The following is a 20,132-nucleotide window of genomic DNA, read 5'->3' as shown; positions in this document are numbered from 1 at the left end:
GGCAATAAATATAGGCCTTTATTCCGGCTTGCCAGCTGAATTCATTAGTAATACTATAAGACTATAAATGATATAAAACAGGTTTTAGCATCGGGATCCACCATGGCTTTGCAGCCAGATGAGAAAAACTGAGCATAAAACTGATGTAAACCACAGGGGAGTCGAATGGCAGGTTATAAACTATCTGTTATGGAGAAAATTGGCTTTGGCGCCGGAGATATGGCCGTCAATGTCGTGATTTCTTCCATGATGCTAATCATCACTTTTTTTTACACCGATATCTTTGGCTTAAAAGCCGCAGACGTCGCCATTTTATTTCTGGTGGTGCGGTTGATTGACGCAGTGACAGACCCCTTGATGGGCATGCTCACCGATAAATTTACCACTCGCTGGGGACGCTACCGGCATTATTTCCTCTTTATGGCCATCCCTTTTGGTATCTCGGTGTTTTTGACCTTTTCGACACCTGATCTGGATTACAACGGCAAGCTGGTGTGGGCTTATGCCACTTACATCTTCGTTACCCTGATGTTTACCGCTGTCACTATCCCCTATATTTCCATTATTGGCGTCTTGACCGATTGTCCAAAAGAGCGTTTATCCGCCAATGGCTACCGTTTGTTTTTCGCCAAAATCGCCGCCTTTTTAGTCACCATCATAGTGCCGGTATTAGCAGCTCAGTGGGGCGAAGGCCAACTGGCGACAGGGTATCAGGCGGCTATGGGTTTGATGGGCGCTATGGCCAGCTTGTTGTTTTTATTTTGCTTTTTTAATACCACCGAACGATTACAGCATCAGGTAGAAACTAAACCTTTTTTCAGTCAGCTCAAACTTTTACTAAAAAATGATCAATGGCTGATTTTATGTGCGGTTTGTGTTACTGGCACTATTGGTTATGTCATTCGTGGCTCAGTGGCAGCCTATTACGCCAAGTACTATCTGGGTGGTGATGCCACTATGCTATCCGCCTTCTTATCGACCGGCGTAGTCGCCGCTATTCTTGCTATGGTGGCGTCCACCTGGATCACCAAACATCATTGCAAAGTAAAACTGTTCCGTACAAGCCAGATTGTAGTCGCTGTGCTAAGTGTGCTGCTGTTTGTACTGGTGAAACCCGGTGATATCTGGTTGGCTTTTGTGTTGTATTTCTTATTGTCTTTTGTGGTGGATTTGCATGCGCCTGTGTTCTGGTCAGCCATTGCCGAGGCCGTCGATTATGGTGAACACAAAACAGGCCAGCGTGTTTCAGGTTTAGCTTTTGGTGGTATTTCCTTTTGCCAGAAAGCAGGTATGGGCATAGCGGGTTTTGTGGTCGGTAGCCTACTAACCTTTTTTGATTATCAACCCGATCAGGTGCAAAGCGAATTCAGCTTATTGGGCATAGCGCTGATGCTATCGGTGATCCCAGGCTTTTTCCATTTGCTGATGGGCCTTTTGATGTACAAATACAAAATTACCGACAACTTTTACCAGGACATGGTGGCAGGCCAAATTGAGCCCCCAAAGCCTGAACAGGCATCAGCTGCGATTCAGTTGGTGAATGCTAAGTAAGTTTTTTCAGACAAAGTTCTTTATCAATAGCGCACTGGAGTTTTTATGCGATTGTTAACGCCGTTAATTGAGCAGCGGGCCGACCCCTGCATTTATCGTCATAGCGATGGATATTATTATTTTACCGCCTCAGTGCCAGCCTATGACAGAGTCGAGTTACGCCGTGCCCGTACTATCGAAGAGTTGCCGCAGGCAACTCCCATCACGGCCTGGTTAAAACCTGATACAGGGCCTTATTCAGAGCTTATTTGGGCACCGGAAATTCATTTCCGTCAGGGCGCCTGGTATATCTACTTTGCCGCAGCACCCAGCCGTGAGATTAAAAACAAGCTGTTTCAACACCGTATGTATGTAATTTGCTGCAAAGACGCCAACCCTGTTGAAGGGCAATGGCAGTTTTTAGGCCAGATTGATACCGGCATCGATACCTTTTGTCTGGATGCGACCACCTTTGAACACCAGGGCCAGCTGTATTATCTGTGGGCGCAAAAAGATAATCAGATCGAAGGCAACAGCAATTTATACATTGCCACTATGGACACACCGGACAAAATCAGCAGCAAGCCTGTATTGTTGAGTAAGCCGGAATTTGACTGGGAAATTCGTGGTTTTTGGGTAAATGAAGGCCCCAGCGTGTTGATCCGTCATGGCAAAGTCTTTATCAGCTACTCCGCCAGTGCCACAGATGAAAACTATGCCATGGGCTTATTGTGGGCCGATGAAAATGCCAACCTGATCGACCCACAAAGCTGGCATAAGTTAAAAGAGCCAGTACTGCAAAGCTGCTTTGAACATAAAGTCTATGGCCCGGGCCACAACAGCTTTACTGTATCCGCAGACGGAAAAACTGACCTACTGGTGTATCACGCCCGCACTTACACTGAAATAGTCGGCGATCCACTCTGGGATCCAAACCGCCATACCTACGTCAAAGCGCTGCGCTGGGACGACAACGGCATGCCGGTCTTTGGCCGCCCTTCTTTACAGGAATAAGCTCAGCAGTAATTACCAGGTCAGAGCCTTGGTTCTGACCTAAGAGGTGTCATTAATGCGACTATTACTCTCTGCATTTTTAATCTTTAGCGTCTATTTACAAGCCGCTGAAACACAAAAACTGACTACAGTACCACTAAGTTCAGTGCGCTTAACCGACGGCCCCTTTTTACATTCTGAGCAAACCAATCTGAAATACTTACTGGCGCTGGATGCTGACAAACTGCTGGCACCACTGCGCCGTGAAGCCGGTATTGAACAAAAAACAGAGTCCTATAGCAACTGGGAAAATACAGGTTTAGATGGGCATATGCTGGGGCATTATTTAACGGCTTTGGCTTTTATGTATAGCGCTACAGCCAATGAGCAGATCAAAAAGCGACTGGATTATCTGCTCACTGAACTTCAGAAAATCCAGCAAGCGCAACAAGGTTATTTAGGCGGCGTGCCCGGCAGCAAAACCTTGTGGCAACAAATTCAACAAGGCCAGATTGAAACCGATTTATTTAGCCTGAATCAACACTGGGTGCCTTTTTACAATATCCATAAAACCTTTGCTGGCTTGCGTGACATTTACCTGCAAACCGGCGATCAGCGTGCCAAAACCCTGTTGCTGAATTACGGCAACTGGCTGAAAAATCTGGTAAAAAACTTATCACCGCAACAAATCCAGCAAATGCTGCTGACCGAACATGGTGGCATGAACGAAGTGCTGGCCGATATGGCTGTCATCTATGGCGATGACAGCTACATGCAGTTGGCTAAAAGCTTTACCGAACTACGTATTCTTAACCCCTTAATGCAAGGTGAAGACAAGCTGACAGGCCTGCATGCCAATACCCAAATTCCTAAAGTGGTGGGTATAGCCCGTATTGCTGAATTGTCCGGTGATCAACACTGGCTCAAAGCGGCTGAATACTTCTGGTCTTTAGTGGTAGAGCAGCGCACTGTGGCTATAGGCGGCAATAGCGTGCGCGAGCATTTCCATCCCAAAGACGACTTCAACCCTATGCTGAATGAAGTGGAAGGGCCTGAGACCTGCAATACCTACAATATGCTGAAACTCTCTATGCTGCTGTACCGCCAGACAGGCCAAAGCAAATACCTGGATTATTATGAGCGGGGTTTGTGGAACCATATTCTGGCCAGCCAGCATCCGGAGCACGGCGGCTTTGTTTACTTCACGCCAATGCGGCCACAGCACTATCGGGTTTACTCCAAAGTGGATCAGGCCATGTGGTGTTGTGTTGGCTCAGGCATAGAAAGCCACAGTAAACATGGTGAATTTATTTACAGTCTGGATAAAAACGCCTTGCAGGTGAATTTGTGGATAGCCTCCAGCATTGACACTCCAGCAATAAAACTGCAGCAGCAGACCCTATTCCCGGATGAAAACAGCACTGAATTGGTATTTGACGCTCCAAGCAAATTGAACCTGCAGCTGCGTTATCCATCCTGGGCTGGTGCCATTAAAATCTGGCGCAATGGTAAAGCCGTTCTTGTCACAGCCAAAGCCGGTGAACATTTTTTGCTGACAGGCCCATGGCAACAAGGTGACAGAGTAAAACTTGAGCTGCAGATGACGTTGAGTCTGGAGCCTATGCCAGCCAAACCTGATTATTTTGCCGTTTTGTACGGCCCTATAGTGTTGGCCAGTCGCAGCACACCTTTTAAAAACGAACAGTTAAATTTTGTCGCGGATGACAGCAGAATGGGTCATATCGCCTCAGGCCTAAGCTGCCCGGTTTCTGCTGCGCCAATTTATATTGGCGAGCCAAAAAACTTCCATGCCAGTGTAAAGCGCCAGCCCAATCAAGCTTTGAGCTTCAACACTGGCCAGGGCTTTTTACAAGGTCAGCCAGAGCTTATTCCCTTTTTCCGACTGCATGACAGCAGATACCAAATCTACTTTCAGCACACCAGCCTTGAAGGTTGGCAACAACAAAAACAGGCACAAGATCAGCAAGATAAAGCCGCAGCTTTACTGGAGCAACAAACGCTGGATAAAGTCTATCCTGGCGAGCAGCAGCCAGAGTCGGATCATTTTTATTTGGGTGAACAAAGCGAAGCTGGTATCAATTCAGGCCGACACTGGCGGCACAGTAAAAGCTGGTTTAGTTATCAGTTAAGCCACAAGGGCCAACACAACCTGACCTTAAGGCTGGAGTATTTTGGCCTGGATACCGGCCGAGCCTTTGAGATCTGGCTGGATAATCACAAGCTGACCGATGTGGAGCTAAAAGATGGCCGAGGCCCGAACTGGTATCAGGTTGATTACCCTATCCCCAATGAGTTGCTGCCGAAAAATGCTGATCACTTCCGCGTCAAATTTGTCGCCAAGCCCGGCAGCATAGCAGGTGGACTTTATCAGGTACGTTTGCTGAAGTTGTAGCTTAACTGATACCAACCGCATAACGGCTGACCCAGTGTTTGAGTGGGCCAGCCTTTTCTGCTACAGCTAAACCGAGTTGACGTAAAAAACGCACAGGAGGCAGGCTGCTGCTAAAGCTTTGATAAAACAGATCCATAGCCGACATCATCAGTGCATTTTCACGCTGACGTGTGTTTTGGTACTGCTGTAATAACTCAGGATTTGCTAAATCTTTGCCTTGCGTAAAAGCCTTTTCCAGCAGCTCAGACAATAGCATGGCATCGGCAAAACCTAAATTCACGCCCTGACCTGCCAACGGATTAATACTATGAGCCGCATCCCCCACCAGCACCAGCCGTCCTTTGACATAGTCTTTGGCATGGACACGAGCTAACGGAAAACTGGCCACTTGTTCCACGGAAATTTTGCCCAGCTTGGCCGGAAAAGCCTGCTGAATTTGTTCCGCCAAAGCGGTTTTAGATAAGGCCGCCAGTTGTTTCACTTTATGATGATGGTCGTACCAAACCAAAGAGCCCTGCTTACCTAGCAAAGGCAAAAATGCCCTTGGGCCTGATTCATTAAATTGTTGCCAGGTGATGTCCTGCTGCTCGCACTCTGTGTTGACTGTAACCACTAAACAGCTTTGCTGATACTGCCAGCCCGACACACCAATTTGTGCTAACTGGCGCAGCTGCGACTGACCTCCATCTGCGGCTATCACCAGTTTAGCTTTTAACTCGCCAAATTCTGCGGTACTGACAGAAGCAAAGTCTGACTGCTGGGTAAAACCTGTCACAGTGGCTGGATAAAACAGTTGTAAGTTGACAGGAAAATTAGCCCAAAGCGCCTGCTGAATAAGATTGTTTTCAATAATATGGCCCAGATGGGTCAAAGCCACTTCATCGGCATGAAAAGTCAGACCGGCTTGTTCGCCTTCAAACGCCTGTAACCTTTTATAAGGGCATAAACGCCATTGCTGCAGTAAAGACCAGGCGCCTAACTCCGTCAGCCACTGTTCGCTGCGTCTGTTAATAGCGGATACCCGAAGATCAGGGCTACTTTGCGGATCAAAAGCGGCAACGGGCTGTTTTTCTATTAAGCCCACGTCTAGACCAGCACGGCTTAACTTCAGCGCCACTGAAGCGCCCACCATACCACCACCTACAATTAATACATCCAGCACAGACACCTCCTGCTCAACTCTGGTTATTCTATCCTGATTTTGTATCTTTACTTTGTGCTAAATCAGCAATTATTCGCCATTTATTCAGCAGCCGCTGAAAGATTATCCTGACAACTCCGGTATCTAAGTTCAAATCACTTAAGGAAAACCCCAAATGAAAATGCAGCATATTCTGTTACTTAGCCTCAGCCTGTTTAGCTTTAACCTGTTGGCAGAACCCCGTATTGCCCAAAGCCCTGAAGATATTAAGCCGCTGTTAAATGGCATGTCGGCCCCTCTGGTCAGCGTACAGGATTCCGAAGGCAAAGCTGTTGAACTTGGCGCGGTACTGAAACAACAAGACACTGTGCTGGTGTTTTACCGCGGCGGCTGGTGCCCTTATTGCAACCTGCAACTGGCGGCTTTGCGTGAGATAGAACCTAAGCTTGAAGCTTTAGGTTATCAGTTGATTGCAGTGACACCAGACAGTCCTGCTGCTATTCAGGCCAGTTTAAAAGACACCAAAGGCGCAGCTATTACTTATACCCTGCTGTCTGACAGTCAGTTCAATTTAAGTTCTGCTTTTGGTGTGGCGTATTATCTGGATGAAAAAACCAGCGCTACTTATCTAAATACCTACAAACTGAATCTAAATAAGGAAGCAAGCAGCGGCAAAGTAGTTCTGCCCGTGCCAGCTGTGTATATCCTGAATAAAGAGGGTTTAGTGCAATACAGCTACCAGCATATTAACTACAAAGTCCGCTTGCAGCCTGAATTGTTACTGTTGGCCGCGCGTCTGGCCAAGCAAGCCAACGAATAGCATTCACTAAAAACCCAATATTTTTGCATATCCACCCAAAGTTAATTCAGGGCAGCACCAACTGCCCTGAAACTCAAGCCCAATAGGGTAAAACTCATTGACGACAGCGCAAAAATACGGCATTTTGCGCGCCCTTGCAGCCCCTGCTTTTGATTGCCCTTGCGCATAAAACTGACTAGAGTAGCTGCATCTTTTTATTTGAATTCTGTTTTGAATTCTATTTTGAATTATAGCCCTGGCTTGAGGAGACTTTGCATGCGTAAGGTAACTGTGGCCGCCACCCAAATGATTGGTGGCTGGAATGTAGAAGAAAATATTGCCCGTGGTGAGCGCTTGGTCCGTGAAGCTGCTGAACAAGGCGCCCAGATCATCCTGCTGCAGGAACTGTTCGAGCGTAACTACTTCTGCCAGAAACAAAAGTATGAATATTTAGAGTTCGCCACTACTGTCGAAGACAACGCGGCTATTCAACATTTCAGCAAAATTGCCAAAGAACTGAAGGTGGTTCTTCCGATCAGTTTTTATGAAAAAGCCGGCAATTGCTTTTACAACACTGTGGCCGTGATTGATGCCGATGGCAGCAACTTAGGTTTATACCGTAAGAGCCATATTCCTGATGGCCCAGGTTACAGCGAAAAGTTCTATTTCACTCCGGGTGACACAGGCTTTAAAGTCTGGGATACCGCTTATGCCAAAATCGGTATCGGTATTTGCTGGGATCAGTGGTTCCCTGAATGTGCCCGCAGCATGGCATTAATGGGCGCAGAACTGTTGTTCTACCCTACGGCTATCGGCACAGAACCTCATGACGAGACCGTCAATTCACGCGAACACTGGCAACGCACTCAGCAGGGGCATGCCGCTGCAAACTTAGTGCCGCTGATCGCCTCCAACCGTATTGGTCGTGAAACCGAAGATGATTACGCTATCACCTTCTACGGCAGCTCTTTTATCGCCAACGAGTTTGGTGCCAAAGTTGAAGAAGCCGACGAAGTCAGCGAAGCCGTATTAGTACACACCTTCGATTTAGACGAAACCGCGAAAAACCGCCGCAACTGGGGCGTGTACCGCGACCGTCGTATCGACTTATATGGCGCACTGTTAACCAAAGACGGCAAAACCATTCCAACCGAAGGTAACAACTAAGATGGCTGTTACCTTAAACAGTACGCCTCGTGCCGATGGCTTTTTTATGCCAGCCGAATGGGCGACGCATAAACAAACCTGGATGGTATGGCCAGAGCGCACCGACAACTGGCGTTTAGGCGCCAAACCAGCACAGCAGGCCTTTTGTGCTGTGATTCGTGCCATAGCCCGTTTTGAGCCTGTGACTGTGCTGGCATCTGCCGCTCAGTTTGCCAATGCTCAGGCGCAGTTGAGTTTAGAACCAACCACTCACCCAATACGGGTGGTTGAAACCTCCACTGACGACGCCTGGTGCCGTGACACTGGCCCTACTTTTGTCACCAATGGCAAAGAAGTGCGGGCAGTCGACTGGACCTTTAATGCCTGGGGTGGTTTAAACGGCGGTTTGTATTTCCCTTGGCAAAGGGATGATCAGGTCGCGCAAAAGATAGCCAATATCGAAGGCACGCCACGTTACCGCACTGAAGGTTTTGTGCTGGAAGGCGGCGCTATTCATGTCGATGGCGAAGGTACCTTGCTGACCACTGAAGAGTGTTTGCTGAATAAAAACCGTAACCCGGATTTATCCCGCGAACAAATCGAACAGATGCTGTCGGACTATTTGAGTATCGACAAAGTGATTTGGCTCAAAGAAGGCATTTTTAACGACGAAACCGATGGTCACGTCGATAATATGTGCTGTTTTGTCGGCCCGGCCGAAGTGCTGCTGGCCTGGACAGACGACAAAAATGATCCTCAGTACGAACGTTCACGCGCTGCTTTAGAAGTGCTGGAAAACAGTACTGATGCCAAAGGCCGTAAGTTCACGGTGCACAAGCTGCCTGTGCCTGCGCCTATGCTGGCCAAAGCGGAAGAATACGCTACTGTGGATTTAACAGGTGCTGCTGTACCTCGTGAGTCTGAAGCCCGTTTAGCTGGTTCTTACATCAACTTCTATTTATGCAATGGTGGTTTGGTGTTGCCGGTGTTTGACGATGCCAATGATCAAGTCGCAATCGACATCTTATCGAAAATCTTTCCACAGCATCAGGTTGTGACTGTGCCTGGCCGGGAGATTTTATTAGGCGGTGGTAACGTGCACTGTATTACTCAGCAGCAGCCTCGCTAATTTACATTCGGTTCTAAAAACGGAGCATTAAGCTCCGTTTTTTTTCATAAAAAAACGAAAACATAAAAAATCACTGTAAAACCCCTTTAAAATCAGCGGCATCTCCCCAGCAAAAAAACACAAATAAATTACTAGTGTTTCATTTTGTTAACATGTTACGATAATTTGTAATTGGTTCAGGTCGCGCGCACGTCAGAACCAGTAAGCCTAAAATAAAAATTCGAAAACATGGAACAGAGAACAACACAATGTCTAAGCTAAAACATTCTGCTTTATCCGTTGCTGTGCTGGTTGCTCTTGCAGCCTGTGGTGGTGATGGAAATAAAAACATTGCTCCACAAGCAACAAATGTCTCATTGACTAACATAGAAGTAAGAGAATGGGTCCCGGTATCAGGAGCTTTTGCGGCAACTGATGCAAATCAGGATCCGTTAAGCCTGGCTACCATTTCAGAAAACGGTACTCCAGTATCAGCTGCTTCTGGCGTTTATACCCTGAGTAAAGGTACTTTAGCGGTCTCAGGTCTGAATTTTGTTTTCACACCAACTGCACCTGGCGAACAAGTGTTTTCTTATACTGTATCTGATGGTGAAGCCTCAGCTACTGCAACAGTCACCATTGCCGGCGCGAGTACTGATCCACTGGCATACCAGCAATGGCATTTAAAAAATACCGGCCAAAAAGCTTATTCAATGAGCGATTCATTGTATGAGACTTATGTGACCTTATTAGTTGAATTTGCAGGTCTGTCAGTAGAGCGGGCTACTGCAATTGTAGAATCGCTGAAGAATCCAGAAATCCTGGTTGCAGGCGAAGACATGAATGTCGCAGCAGCTTATGCAGCAGGCTCAACTGGCTCAAATACCATAGCTGTAGTTGTCGATTCTGGTCTTGAAATCAATCACGAAGATTTACAGGGCAATGTACTGCCAAATCGTTCCATCAATTTTGTACGAGGCGCGACAGACCCTACCAATCCAACCAGTAGATCTTTGTTAGGCGACCATGGCACCAGTGTTGCCGGATTAATAGCGGCACAAGGTTGGAATGGCTTAGGCGGACGTGGTGTAGCTCCTGACGCAAAACTGATTGGCATGAACTACCTGCAAGAACAAAGCAATCTGGCTTTTGTCTTAAGCCATGGCGCTCCTGGTAGCGGCATCACAGTTACAGAACCACTGGCAGTATTCAACCGCAGTTATGGCATGACCATTCCTGCTGCTGTAGCTTATTCTGAATTTGATGAAGGAGTGCAAGAGTTCAGTGCAACTGAACTGCGTTCAGGTTTAGGTGCAGTAAATATGAAATCCAGTGGTAACAGCTTCCTGGATGGCCGCGCCGATTATGATTCAGACTTGTGTGAAGTAAACGGTGCCAATGATTTAGGTTTAACCTGTTACAACGGTAACTTCGAACCTTCTCAGGCCACTCCTTATTACTTCAGTGTTGGCGCAGTAAACAGTGACGGTAAACATACCAGTTATTCTACTGCAGGCGCTAACTTGTTGGTGTCAGCTCCGGCTGGTGAATATGGTGAACTGGCACCAGCTATGGTGACCACAGATCAAATGACCTGTTTACGCGGCTACAGTGGTTTTCCTGCAGCTGACAGCTATGACAATGATTATTTCCAGGGATTTTTTGCGGGTTTCTTCCCCTTTAATAACCCTGGACACCCGGAAAATGCCAGCTGTAATTACACTTCTACCTTTAACGGCACATCGTCTGCAGCTCCAAATGCTTCAGGCGTAGTTGCGCTAATCGCATCAGCCAATCCGGCATTAAGCTACCGTGATATTCGCCACATTCTGGTGTCTACCAGCACTATGGTAGATAAAGACAATGCCCCGGTGGTATTGGACTTAGCTGATGGTGAATTTCAGGCCCATCAGGGTTGGGTAAAAAATGCGGCTGGTTTTAACTTCAACAACTACTATGGCTTTGGCCGCGTGAACGCAGGCGCAGCTGTTGCAATGGCTAAAAGTTACAAAACAAACCTGGCTGCAGCTGTCATTGCAGACTGGACTGGTGTAGGTTCTTATGCTGAAACACCAAGCTCTTTAGCTTTACCTGTGCCTGACAACAGTGTGACTGGCGCTACTGTCTCTATCGAAGTAGCTGATGCTATAGTGCTGGAAGGTGCTCAGCTGAAATTCTCTATTGCCAACCCTGAAATGGCTTTTGGCTTTAATACAGTAGATGGTTATTTCCAAACTACAGCAGGTATTGACTTAGCGATCGAGGTGACTTCTCCAGCCGGTACAAAGAGCGTGTTGTTATCATCAAAACAAGCGCTGATTTACCCGGCTCTGACGGAGGATTTATCAGAAATCCCAGGCTATATACTGCATGACTCAGTATTTTTGACCAATGCATTTTATGGTGAAAACGCCAAAGGTACCTGGACAGTCAAAGTACTGGATGCAGGTGCTTCAGACTATGCTTCAACTGGTGGTTTGCTAGGCGTAGATGGTTACGTCAACAACACTGAACCTTCTGTTATCGAAGGTGTAGCTATCCGTGTATTTGGCCGTTAATAGAGGAAGTGCAGAGTTATGAAAATTAAATTAACCTTAGCCGCTCTGGCCGTTATCGGTACTATGACGGCAGTGCAGGCTGCAGAAATAAATCCTGAACTGAAAAAATTTACTGCAGTGAAAACTGACACAAAAAAAGAAAGGCTGAATGAAAAAGCTGATTTTGGCGTATACAAATTACAGCCAGATCTGGTGCTGGTTCCGTCCAGTATCGCTAGCAGCGCGAATCAGGGTCTGCTGAACGGCCGAGCCATAGTGCAGCAAACAGCTATCACTACTGACGGAAAAGTGAAAGCTGATTCTGTGGTAAGGAACTTACTGACTGGTGAGTTCGGTGTGGTCACGGGCCGAATTTCTATACTTGCCAAAGATCAGGCTTCCTTACAGGAACTGCAACAGCAGTTTGGTCTGGGTCTGGTAAAAACAGTCAACAAACAAATTGCGATAGTGCAGGCACCTGCCGGAGCAGATTTGAGCGCTTTAATAAAGTCGCTCCGTGCATCTGGCTTGGTCAAAGAAGCCCGTCTGGATGTGATTGAGACGCTAAATAAGCCTAACTAATCAGGCCATCATATAAAAGCCCGCGGTTTTCAAACCCGCGGGCTTTTTTTATCCGTGCTTCCATACTAAATAGCCTTGAAGCCATAAAATAATTCCAGCACAGTTTTGCGTGGTTGGCGGAGGGGCTGTACAATGCCGCCACAGTATTTTAGAGATCTCATCATGGCCAAAGCCTGTGCCTGCCACATTCTGGTAAAAACTGCTGAAGAAGCAGAAAAATTAAAACAACTACTGGCCAAAGGTGCCAGTTTTCACGAGCTGGCCAAAAAGCATTCTCTTTGCCCTTCAGGTAAAAAAGGGGGCGATTTAGGTGAGTTTAAGCCAGGCCAGATGGTCAGAGCTTTTGATGAAGTGGTATTTAAAAAAGCCGTGCTGGAAGTGCATGGTCCAGTCAAAACTCAGTTTGGCTACCATCTGATTAAAACCCTGTACAGAAGCTGACAGAAGAAGCGACGGAGAGCCTGATGCGTTTTGTACACTGCAGTTATGACCAACATGCCGAAGCTATTCTGGCTATTTTTAACCACGCCATTTTAAATACTACGGCTTTGTATGAATACAAACCCCGCACTATGGCCACTATGCAACAATGGTTCGCCAACAAAATAGCAGGGAATTTTCCGGTGCTCGGCCTTCTGAATGAGCAGGATCAACTGGTAGCTTTTGGCAGTTATGGCACCTTCCGGGCTTTTCCGGCTTTTAAATATTCAGTAGAGCACTCAGTCTATGTAGCGCCAGACCAGCAAGGTAAAGGGTATGGTGCTTTGATGCTGCAAAAAATTATAGAGCAAGCTCAACTTGAGAATTATCACCTGCTGATTGGTGGTATAGATGCGGCCAACGAAGCAAGCATTGCCTTGCATACTAAACATGGTTTTCGCCACAGCGGTACTATCACTCAGGCTGGCTTTAAGTTTGGTCGTTATCTGGATTTAGCCTTTTATCAGCTGACATTGGCAACACCGCTTGAGCCCAAAGACGATTAATCGTCGATAACGGAAAGGCAGCCTGCGCTGCCTTTTTAATAATGGCTTTCTGCAAAATTACTTTTTATTCAACAGCTGCGAACGTAACTTCGCTTTCTCTTTTGCCAGCTGTTTATTACGGCTTGCCACTTTTTGTACCCGCACTTCTTCTGCATCGGCTTTTTTACTGCTGTGATTCATTTTCGGGTCGTGTTCATAACCAGGAACAACTTGCTGGGTAATCACTTGTTTCGTCAGCTTTTCAATAGCTTGTAGCATGACCAGATCATCTGGCGTAATTAAACTGATCGCCATACCCGAATTGCCGGCCCGGCCTGTGCGGCCGATACGGTGTACATAATCTTCAGCTACCTGAGGCAAGTCGTAGTTCACTACAATAGGCAGTTCTTCAATATCTAAACCGCGGGCCGCTATATCAGTGGCAACCAATACACTTAATCTGTTGTTTTTAAAATCATCCAGCGCTTTAGTGCGGGCGCCCTGACTTTTATCGCCATGAATAGCACCGGCTTCTATGCCATCCAGCCGCAACTGCTTAGCTAAACGGTCTGCACCATGTTTAGTACGGCTGAAAATCAGTACTTGTTTCCATTGGCGTGAGCCAATCAGATAAGACAACATCTCGCGTTTGCGCTGCGAGTCCACCCTATAAGCCAGTTGCTCTACTTTATCTGCAGTGCTGTTCGGTTTCGCTACTTCAATCAGTACCGGAGACTTTAATAAAGTATCCGCCAGCTCTTTGATTTCTTTGGCAAAAGTAGCTGAGAAAAATAGCGTCTGCCGCTCTTTTGGTAAACGCGCCATAATACGTTTGATATCATGAATAAAGCCCATATCCAACATACGGTCGGCTTCATCCAACACCAGAATTTGCAGCTCTGACAAGCTGACCGTGCCCTGATGTAAATGATCCAATAAACGGCCAGGAGTTGCGACCAGAATGTCTAGACCGCGGCTGGCCTGATCGTATTGAGGATTAATAGAGACACCACCGTAAAATACCGCATATTTTAGTGGTAAATCAGCACCATAAGCTTTAACGCTGTCGGCCACCTGCTGAGCGAGTTCCCGGGTAGGCGTCAGCACTAAACAGCGCACCTGCAGATTATTTACTTTGCTGGTGTTTTTACTGAGCAGTTGCAGTACAGGTAAGGTAAAAGCAGCGGTTTTTCCTGTGCCAGTTTGGGCACCTGCGAGCACATCTTTGCCTTCTAAGATCACAGGTATGGTTTGCTGCTGAATAGGGGTTGGTGTGTGGTAACCCTGAGCGGTCACAGCAGAAAGAATACGGGGATCTAAACCAAGCGTGGCAAATGACATGCAATTTCCTTTAAAGTAGCGACTATCAAACCTTTATACCCCAATAACCTAGAGTTGCAGTCAACAAAGCTGCAGCTTCAAGTACGAAGGATATAGATCGTCGCTAGTGTAGCAGAATAGGCAGGACAAGGCATGACTGCAGTATCAACCCCATGGTTTGTTTATATGGTTCGGACCGCAACAGGGGCTTTATATACCGGGATCAGCACCCAACCGGAGCGACGTTTACGCCAGCATAGTGGTGAATTAACAGGAGGGGCTAAAGCACTCAAAGGTAAAGGCCCGTTGCAGTTAGCCTTCACTTACCCTATGCCTTGCCGCTCTTCAGCCAGCAAGCTGGAATATCAGCTAAAACAATGGACGAAAAAGGATAAAGAGTTGTTGCTCAAGCAAGCGGCCAAACAGCTGGACTTGCTGCAACAGCTATCAGGCGAAAGTCGCATAGGCACATAACAGGCTACCGACTACACTGCGCATTGAATAAGGAGCCTTCATGGAAAGTTTTGTTTTAGTTCTGGTGTATTTGTGTATAGGTGCTTTGCTACGCAAGCTACCGCAGTTTCCACAAGAAACAGGCATAGTGCTGAATCAATTTGTGCTTTTTGTGGCGCTGCCCGCTTTAGTGTTGCAAAAAATTCCGTTATTAGAATTCTCAAATCAGCTTTGGTTACCCGCCATCACGCCTTGGGTACTGCTGGTTATAGTGGCGGGATTAATTATTCTGGCTGGGAAAATCTGGCACTGGGAAAAAACCACTGTCGGTGCTTTGCTGGTGGTATTGCCTCTGGGTAACACTTCATTTCTGGGATTTCCTATGGTCGAAGCCTTTTTTGGCGACCAGGCTTTGCCTTACGCCATGATTTACGATCAGGCTGGCTCCTTTTTAGCTTTGGCGACCTACTCCACTATTTTAGCGGCCTGGTATAACCCGAATGCGGCCACACCTACTGCAAGCCAAATAATTAAACGCGTACTGACCTTCCCTTCTTTTGTTGCGTTGGTCGTGGCGTTATGTCTGAAATCAGTTCCTTACCCGGCATTTTTTAGTTTAGTGCTCGACAGCCTGGCCGCTACTTTAGTGCCAGTCATTATGATTGCTGTAGGTTTTCAGTTCAGGTTGCAACTGGACAATAAAGAAGCTAAACCGCTGATCTTTGCATTGGGTGTGAAGCTGGTTTTAATGCCATTGCTTGCATTAGGTTTTTTAAGCCTGTTCAGCTCAGACCCATTATTACTTCAGGTGGTCGTGTTTGAAGCCGCTATGCCGCCTATGGTATCTGCCGGTGCTATCGCTATTGGCGCAGGGCTGGCGCTGCGGTTAGTGCCAGCTTTGGTTGGTTTGGGTTTGCTGCTGAGTTTTATCAGTCTTCCGCTTTGGTATGCACTGCTGCAGCTTTACGTTTAACCAGATGTTGGTGGCCTTTCCTATGGCTTTGATGATAATAATGAGCCACCACTACCATCAACACAGAGCCTGTCAGCACAGGGTTGAGTAAAAACCACCAGTCCGGCGCCGTTAACATAATCAGTAAGGTAGTGGCGCCTGCTGGTGGATGGGTAATTTTCCACAACACCATTAAACCTATAGATAACCCCACAGCAATGGACAAGCTCCATACGGTTAAACCAAAAGCATGTACAAAACTCAGGCCAATCAGCGCCGCCAAAAAATGTCCGGCTATGACATTTTTTGCTTTACCAAGCGGGCTACCCGGCAAGGCAAACAAAATCACTGCTGTAGCGCCAAAAGGTGCGACCAGCCATAACTGCTGCCATTGTTGCAGCAAAGCTAACAACGCCATCACCAGCGCAGCGCCGGAACCAGCTAGCAGAGCTTGCACCCAGATTTTATGTTCAGTCATAGTACCACCTCAGAAAGTAGACCAGTCTGTCTACCAATGAATTGCATTGTAGACAGACTGGTCTACCTGTGTCAAGCTAAGTATCCAATATGCTGAGGGCTTTTATGGAACAGGATAAAAAACAGCAGCTTGTAGAAACAGCCTTAATGTTGTTTTACCGCGATGGTGTGCATGCTGTAGGTATTAATCAGATTTTAGAACAGTCTGCTATTGCCAAAAAAACGCTGTATCACCATTTCGTCAGCAAAGACGAGTTGTTATTGGCCACACTGGAGCTTCGGCATCAGCGCTTTTATCAGTGGCTGGAACAACAGTTAAATAGTACCGAACCAGCAAGTCCGGTAGACAAACTATTTGATGCATTAACCCTATGGTTTGAAGGCAAGGCGCAAGTCTTAGGGCCTTTTTTTGGCTGTTATTTTCAGAACTGTGCAGCTGAATACCATGGACCAGACAGTGCTGTCTTGCAGCGGTGCGCTCAGCATAAACTCAAGGTGAAACACTTAGTGAACACTCAGCTGCAAAGCTATCAGCTGACAGCGGAAACGCAGTCGTTATTGCTTGATGGCTTGATGTTACTGAAAGAAGGTGCCATTAGTATGGCTTTACTGCATGCGGATGCCACTGTAGCTCAGCATGCTAAAAAACAAGCCTTGTTACTACTTAGGGCCTTAAGCTAATCCGGCTCTGCAGCGGGCTCGGCCGGCGGCTTTTTCTTCAGCCGGCCGGCTTGAATTAGCGCTTCGCGTAATACATATTCAATCTGGCCATTTACACTGCGAAACTCATCATCAGCCCAGTGCTGCAAAGCCTGCAGCACTGTTTCATCAATACGTAATGCAAAAGCTTTTTTAGACACTTAGCGCTCCGCTTAATACAAAGTGCCGGTATTGATCACAGGCTGTACCTGATGATCACCACAAAGCACCACTAACAAATTGCTGACCATAGCGGCTTTGCGTTCTTCGTCCAACTGCACCATGTTTTTCTCAGACAAACGCGCTAACGCCAGCTCAACCATACCAACAGCACCTTCAACCAACTGCTGACGTGCCATCACTACAGCTCTTGCCTGCTGACGCTGCAGCATGGCACTGGCAATTTCTGGCGCATAAGCCAAATGGCTGATACGGGCTTCCAGTACTTCTACACCTGCTTTGTCCAAACGCGCCTGAATTTCACCTTTAAGCAAATCTGTCACTTCAGGTCCGTTGCTGCGCAAGCTAATGTCTATATCATCTGCAGCTTCATACGGATAACTTGAGGCTAAGAAGCGTAGTGCTGCTTCACTTTGAATACTGACAAAGTTCTCATAGTCTTCCACTTCAAATACGGCTTCAGCGCTGTCTACGACTTTCCAAACCACAACGGCCGCAATCTCCACCGGATTGCCGCTGTGATCATTCACTTTCAGTTTACCGCTTTCAAAGTTGCGCACTCGCAGCGACACTTTTTGTTTGCTGTAAAACGGATTGGCCCAACGCAGGCCTGTCTGCAAATCCGAGCCTACATACCTTCCAAACAGCTGCAACACAGCACATTGATTAGGCTGCACCATATAAAAACCCAAAAAACCTATACCAACCAAAATAAGCGCCAGTATGGCAATGAGTTTCAGCGGTCCACCTAATACCACCAAAGCAAAACCGGATAATACAAAAACTACCGGGAGCACAGCTAACATCATTAAACCACTGCGGCTTGTTGCCAGATACTCTTTCATCGCGACCCCTTAATTTGATATCAATTTAATATCAAATTAGCTGCATTTAAAAAAAAAACAAGAAAACAAGTATAAAAATCATGCGATCGACGATAAAAAAGAGAGGCAGCATTGACACAACCTCATTTGATAAATATGATAAAAACAATCAAATCAGAAAAGTTATTATGTCAGAGCAACATCAACTTCTTTCCACCCGACAAGCCGCAAAACTTTTAGGCGTCTCAGTACGCACTATCCAGCTTTGGGTCGAGCAAGGCTTGCTCAGTGCCTGGAAAACACCGGGTGGACACAGACGCATAGTGCAGCAGTCGCTACTGAGCCTGTTAAATAAAAGACAGGGGTTGCAACCTTTAGCCCATCTGTTGTGTGTCAACCTTGATGCAGATCTTTTCAAGTTATTACAGTTGTTATGCCAGCAATGGCATTTCCCGGTTGAATTACAACATGCCCGCAACGCAGTTGATGCCTTGCTGATGATGGGCGAGCAGAAACCCCAACTGGTGCTGATGTTGGCCAATCAGCAAGGTATTGATATGCCCATGCTGCAACAGGAGCTGACACGACATCAGGTTAAACTAGCGCTGTTGTCCGCCGAAGATCCACAGCCAGCGCTGGCAATGGAGGTGATTTGGTTAAAGCAGCCTTTTGAGCCTTTGCAATTTAAGACTGAATTACAAAAGCTGCTTTTTGCCCGCTTACGACAAGCAAGCTGATTAAACATAAAAAAACCGGCATCGAAGCCGGTCTTTTAGAGTTAATCAGCGGTTAAACCAGACTGATTTTAGCAAATTTACGTTTACCCACCTGGAAGATATGGCAACTGCCTTTGGCGAATTCCATTTTGCTGTCTTCCACCTTAGTTTCGCCGTCCAGCTTAACCGCGCCTTGCTTAATCATACGCAGGGCTTCCGAGGTACTCTCCACCAGACCCGCTTCTTTTAACAAGTTAGCAATTTGGATGCGGTCTGCTGTTAAAGTCAAAGTCAGTTCAGGGATATCGTCCGGCAAGGCATTTTTCTGAAAACGCTGGATAAAATCCTGCTCCGCTGCATCAGCTGCCGCCGCATCGTGGAACCGGGCAATAATTTCCTTTGCCAGCTCAATTTTAATATCACGTGGGTTACGACCCTCTGCGGCTTGTTGCTTCAGAGCTGCAATATCAGCAATAGGACGGAAACTCAGCAAATCGTAGTAACGCCACATCAGCTCATCACTGATGGACATCACTTTGCCAAACATCTCGCCCGGCGTGTCCGTGATACCAATATAGTTGCCCAGGGACTTGGACATCTTCTGCACACCATCCAGACCTTCCAGCAACGGCACCATAATGATGGTTTGTGGGCGCTGACCTTCGTCTTTTTGCAGTTCACGACCCATCAGCAGGTTAAAGCGCTGATCGGTGCCGCCCATTTCGATGTCAGCTTCTAAAGCAACGGAGTCCCAACCTTGTACCAGCGGGTATAAAAACTCGTGTATAGCAATAGACTGATTATTGGCATAACGCTTTTTAAAGTCGTCACGCTCCAGCATTCTGGCTACGGTTTGGCGTGCTGCCAGTTTGATCATGCCAGCCGCGCCTAACTTTTCCATCCATTCGGAGTTAAAAGCCACACGGGTTTTGGCCGGATCAAGAATCTTAAACACCTGCTCTTTGTATGTCTGTGCGTTAGCCAGCACATCTTCGCGGGTTAACGGCTTACGCGTTACGTTTTTACCTGTTGGATCACCAATCATGCCGGTGAAGTCGCCAATAAGGAAAATGACATCATGGCCCAGCTGTTGAAAGGTACGTAATTTGTTGATCAGAACCGTGTGACCTAAATGCAAATCTGGTGCAGTTGGGTCAAAACCTGCTTTGATCTTTAAAGGTTTTCCTTCCTTTAACTTGGCAATCAGCTCTTCTTCTAACAAAATCTCTTCGCAGCCGCGTTTTATCTCAGCCAGCGCCTGCTCCCAGTGAGCCATGGTCTACTCCTACATCTCTTT

General features: G+C 46.9%; 20 protein-coding genes. 14 read left to right on the top strand and 6 right to left on the bottom strand.

Annotated features, from left to right (window positions below; genetic code table 11):
- Positions 1-165 precede the first annotated feature (165 nt).
- From EK374_RS05195 to EK374_RS05185, 3 genes are read left to right on the top strand one after another with little or no spacing between them, the layout of a single operon-like run.
- Positions 166-1,551, top strand: coding sequence for an MFS transporter (locus tag EK374_RS05195; protein WP_127020783.1), 1,386 nt, complete (start codon positions 166-168; stop codon positions 1,549-1,551).
- A 45-nt stretch (positions 1,552-1,596) separates the two neighbouring features.
- A complete protein-coding gene (locus tag EK374_RS05190; protein WP_127020781.1) occupies positions 1,597-2,544 on the top strand; it encodes a glycoside hydrolase family 43 protein in 948 nt (315 codons plus the stop codon).
- 55 nt (positions 2,545-2,599) lie between these two features.
- Positions 2,600-4,936, top strand: coding sequence for a beta-L-arabinofuranosidase domain-containing protein (locus tag EK374_RS05185; protein WP_127020779.1), 2,337 nt, complete (start codon positions 2,600-2,602; stop codon positions 4,934-4,936).
- Position 4,937: 1 nt separating this feature from the next.
- Here the strand turns inward: EK374_RS05185 and EK374_RS05180 are convergent, their stop codons facing one another.
- Positions 4,938-6,098, bottom strand: a complete 1,161-nt coding sequence (locus tag EK374_RS05180; RefSeq protein WP_127020777.1) for an FAD-dependent oxidoreductase — start codon at positions 6,096-6,098, stop codon at positions 4,938-4,940.
- Between the two features lie 154 nt (positions 6,099-6,252).
- Here EK374_RS05180 and EK374_RS05175 point away from each other — a divergent pair, with 154 nt between their 5' ends.
- The 7 genes from EK374_RS05175 (at position 6,253) to EK374_RS05145 (ending at position 13,235) form a co-directional block, all read left to right on the top strand.
- Complete coding sequence (locus EK374_RS05175) at positions 6,253-6,897, top strand: peroxiredoxin-like family protein (protein WP_127020775.1); 645 nt, start codon at positions 6,253-6,255, stop codon at positions 6,895-6,897.
- A gap of 255 nt (positions 6,898-7,152) precedes the next feature.
- A complete protein-coding gene (gene aguB / locus EK374_RS05170) occupies positions 7,153-8,043 on the top strand; it encodes an N-carbamoylputrescine amidase (protein ID WP_127020773.1) in 891 nt (296 codons plus the stop codon).
- Position 8,044: 1 nt separating this feature from the next.
- Positions 8,045-9,151, top strand: a complete 1,107-nt coding sequence (gene aguA, locus EK374_RS05165; RefSeq protein WP_127020771.1) for an agmatine deiminase — start codon at positions 8,045-8,047, stop codon at positions 9,149-9,151.
- Between the two features lie 248 nt (positions 9,152-9,399).
- The gene (locus EK374_RS05160; protein WP_127020769.1) at positions 9,400-11,688 is read left to right on the top strand and encodes a S8 family serine peptidase; all 2,289 of its coding nucleotides are present in this window, start codon (positions 9,400-9,402) and stop codon (positions 11,686-11,688) included.
- Positions 11,689-11,706: 18 nt separating this feature from the next.
- Positions 11,707-12,249, top strand: a complete 543-nt coding sequence (locus tag EK374_RS05155; RefSeq protein WP_127020767.1) for a hypothetical protein — start codon at positions 11,707-11,709, stop codon at positions 12,247-12,249.
- A gap of 162 nt (positions 12,250-12,411) precedes the next feature.
- On the top strand, positions 12,412-12,690 hold the full coding sequence (locus tag EK374_RS05150; protein ID WP_127020765.1) for a peptidylprolyl isomerase: 279 nt from the start codon (positions 12,412-12,414) through the stop codon (positions 12,688-12,690).
- 23 nt (positions 12,691-12,713) lie between these two features.
- Positions 12,714-13,235, top strand: coding sequence for a GNAT family N-acetyltransferase (locus EK374_RS05145; RefSeq protein WP_127020763.1), 522 nt, complete (start codon positions 12,714-12,716; stop codon positions 13,233-13,235).
- 57 nt (positions 13,236-13,292) lie between these two features.
- Here EK374_RS05145 and EK374_RS05140 read toward each other — a convergent pair whose 3' ends face one another.
- Positions 13,293-14,555, bottom strand: coding sequence for a DEAD/DEAH box helicase (locus EK374_RS05140; RefSeq protein WP_127020761.1), 1,263 nt, complete (start codon positions 14,553-14,555; stop codon positions 13,293-13,295).
- 132 nt (positions 14,556-14,687) lie between these two features.
- Here EK374_RS05140 and EK374_RS05135 point away from each other — a divergent pair, with 132 nt between their 5' ends.
- Together EK374_RS05135 and EK374_RS05130 are read left to right on the top strand one after the other, a co-directional pair.
- A complete protein-coding gene (locus EK374_RS05135) occupies positions 14,688-15,008 on the top strand; it encodes a GIY-YIG nuclease family protein (protein WP_233280337.1) in 321 nt (106 codons plus the stop codon).
- A 40-nt stretch (positions 15,009-15,048) separates the two neighbouring features.
- Positions 15,049-15,960 (top strand): AEC family transporter, encoded by a 912-nt coding sequence (locus EK374_RS05130; protein ID WP_127020759.1) that lies wholly within the window; start codon positions 15,049-15,051, stop codon positions 15,958-15,960.
- Here EK374_RS05130 and EK374_RS05125 read toward each other — a convergent pair.
- A complete protein-coding gene (locus tag EK374_RS05125; RefSeq protein ID WP_127020757.1) occupies positions 15,917-16,417 on the bottom strand; it encodes an HPP family protein in 501 nt (166 codons plus the stop codon). The genes EK374_RS05130 and EK374_RS05125 overlap by 44 nt on opposite strands.
- A 104-nt stretch (positions 16,418-16,521) precedes the next feature.
- Here EK374_RS05125 and EK374_RS05120 point away from each other — a divergent pair, with 104 nt between their 5' ends.
- Complete coding sequence (locus tag EK374_RS05120) at positions 16,522-17,097, top strand: TetR/AcrR family transcriptional regulator (protein WP_127020755.1); 576 nt, start codon at positions 16,522-16,524, stop codon at positions 17,095-17,097.
- Here the strand turns inward: EK374_RS05120 and EK374_RS05115 are convergent.
- Both EK374_RS05115 and EK374_RS05110 read right to left on the bottom strand, forming a co-directional pair.
- On the bottom strand, positions 17,094-17,276 hold the full coding sequence (locus EK374_RS05115) for an Arc family DNA-binding protein (protein WP_127020753.1): 183 nt from the start codon (positions 17,274-17,276) through the stop codon (positions 17,094-17,096). The two genes, EK374_RS05120 and EK374_RS05115, sit on opposite strands and share 4 nt — an antisense overlap.
- A 12-nt stretch (positions 17,277-17,288) precedes the next feature.
- Positions 17,289-18,140, bottom strand: a complete 852-nt coding sequence (locus tag EK374_RS05110) for an SPFH domain-containing protein (RefSeq protein ID WP_127020751.1) — start codon at positions 18,138-18,140, stop codon at positions 17,289-17,291.
- Between the two features lie 167 nt (positions 18,141-18,307).
- Between EK374_RS05110 and EK374_RS05105 the strand changes: the two genes are divergently transcribed.
- Complete coding sequence (locus EK374_RS05105) at positions 18,308-18,856, top strand: MerR family transcriptional regulator (protein WP_164731823.1); 549 nt, start codon at positions 18,308-18,310, stop codon at positions 18,854-18,856.
- Between the two features lie 52 nt (positions 18,857-18,908).
- Here EK374_RS05105 and tyrS read toward each other — a convergent pair whose 3' ends face one another.
- On the bottom strand, positions 18,909-20,111 hold the full coding sequence (gene tyrS / locus EK374_RS05100) for a tyrosine--tRNA ligase (RefSeq protein ID WP_127020747.1): 1,203 nt from the start codon (positions 20,109-20,111) through the stop codon (positions 18,909-18,911).
- Between the last annotated feature and the right edge of the window lie 21 nt (positions 20,112-20,132).

This window comes from Rheinheimera mangrovi (assembly GCF_003990335.1).
GTDB classification, from domain to species: domain Bacteria; phylum Pseudomonadota; class Gammaproteobacteria; order Enterobacterales; family Alteromonadaceae; genus Pararheinheimera; species Pararheinheimera mangrovi.
Note: the sequence above shows the minus strand (reverse complement) of the source record. Positions and strands in the feature narration are given on the sequence as shown.